Origin of the sequence: Synechococcus sp. R6-10, assembly GCF_047461815.1 — a bacterium.
Classification (GTDB): Bacteria; Cyanobacteriota; Cyanobacteriia; order Thermostichales; family Thermostichaceae; genus Thermostichus.
The window spans coordinates 1-1,139 of record NZ_JANSHW010000625.1 but is presented as its reverse complement, the minus strand read 5'-3'; the positions used below and the strand labels follow the sequence as shown (position 1 = coordinate 1,139).

General features: G+C 59.8%; 1 protein-coding gene. It reads right to left on the bottom strand.

Going from position 1 to position 1,139, the window contains the following annotated elements; genetic code table 11:
• Positions 1 to 766, bottom strand: a 766-nt coding sequence (locus NW837_RS14670; protein WP_414332308.1) for a sigma-70 family RNA polymerase sigma factor, incomplete at its 3' end; no start/stop codon positions are given.
• Positions 767 to 1,139 lie beyond the last annotated feature (373 nt).

Here is a 1,139-nt window from a genome sequence, read left to right as displayed (position 1 = left end):
TGATGACCTTGTTGATGAGTTCCGCCACATACACAGGGATTCGAATGGTGCGGCTGTTGTTGATGACCGCGCGGGCAATCGCGCGCCGAATCCACCAGGTGGCGTAGGTGCTGAAGCGGAACCCGCGTTCGGGGTCGAACTTCTCGACGGCGCGAATCAGCCCGAGGTTGCCTTCCTGAATCAGGTCAGCGAGCGAGATGCCGCGCGAGGCGTACCGCTTGGCGATGCTGACCACCAAGCGCAGGTTCGATTCAATCAGCCGTCGCTTCGCCTCTTCGGCTTCTTGGATGCGCACGGCGAGTTCCCAGACGGGCAGGTTCGCCGCCTTCGCCCAGTCTTCCTCGCTGATGCTCTCTGGGTCTACCTTGCGCTTGTCGGCAAGCTGCTTGCGGATTTTGTAGAGCCGTTCCCCCTCTTGCACCTGCTGCGAGAATCGGATCTCCTCTTCGGGCGTGAGCAGTTGCGAGCGTCGGCTCTGGAGCATCCAGAGTTCGACTTCGACGCTGTCGTCCTCGTGCGGGGTCTCCTCGCCGACGCCGCCCCAGAAGTCCACTTCCTCTTCGCTGCCCAGCTCGTCGCCCAGGTCCAAACCGCCGATGCTCAGCGACGAGAAGTCGTCATCCAGCACCTCGAGGTCGTCCAGTTCGGGCGCCTCCATCTCCAGTCCGAGCGGGTCGTCATAGAGCGAGTCCCGCCCTGTCTTGCTCAGACGAGCCGTTGCCTGCGTATCCATCAAAATTTCCATCTCCTCATCCAATACGGGCACTTCGATAACACCTCCTATGGACGGGCGCGTTTGTGAACTGGTTCACAATCTCGCCCGCGCGTTGGTTTTCATACATAGCGTTCCTACCTGCAAGGGTATACGATTCGCCCTTGCCGTGAGTTCCACCGCAGGAGACGCCGAGTCTTAATTATAGCCCGACGCGCGGTTTTCCTGCTTTATCGGCGTATAATTTCACAGGGTGGACGCCCCCGTCGGCGTTGCCCCCTGAAATTATAACAAGAAAACGCCGATTTGTCAAGGGGTTGGGCGGCTATGTGGGGGGAATCCGCCCGAAAATCCACTACTTGTAGGCGTTGGTGGGCGCTCATGGCTCGTGCAGGTATGCCTCCAGTTTCTGGCGGAGCAGTTCGCG